The sequence below is a fragment of the Bacillus sp. SIMBA_154 genome, from assembly GCF_046536015.1.
Lineage (GTDB): Bacteria > Bacillota > Bacilli > Bacillales > Bacillaceae > Bacillus > Bacillus pumilus_P.
The window spans coordinates 1-461 of sequence record NZ_JAWJBV010000065.1 but is presented as its reverse complement, the minus strand read 5'-3'; the positions used below and the strand labels follow the sequence as shown (position 1 = coordinate 461).

Genomic DNA, 461 nt, shown 5'->3' with positions numbered 1-461 from the left:
CACCGTACAACAGATATGAAATACAATATCATCACTGATGCCCATGTCACGCCCGGTAATGTCCATGATTCTGTTCCGTATCTTGAACGATTTGGTTTTCAAGTAGAAGCTGTTGCCCTTGATTCTGGTTATTTATCAACGCCGATCTGTAAAGGTTTATTTGATCGACATATTTTTGGTGTCATTGCCCATAGACGTTTTCATCCAACAAGAGGATTATTTGAGAAGTGGAAATTTCAGTATGATTCTGAACATGATCATTACATATGTCCGAAGGGTGAAAAGCTTTTATATACGACAACTGATCGAAAAGGTTATAGGTTCTACAAATCAGATTCTAAAAAATGTGCATCATGTCCTTTCCTTGAAAGCTGTACAAGATCGAAAAATCATCAAAAAGTGATCTCAAGACACGTGTGGGAAGAACATAAAGAAAAGATCAGACAAAATCGTCTATCTGT

1 protein-coding gene is annotated in these 461 nt (G+C 36.9%); it reads left to right on the top strand.

The features are described from left to right. On the top strand, positions 1-461 hold a 461-nt coding region (locus R0K30_RS21100), incomplete at both ends, for a transposase (RefSeq protein WP_410612708.1).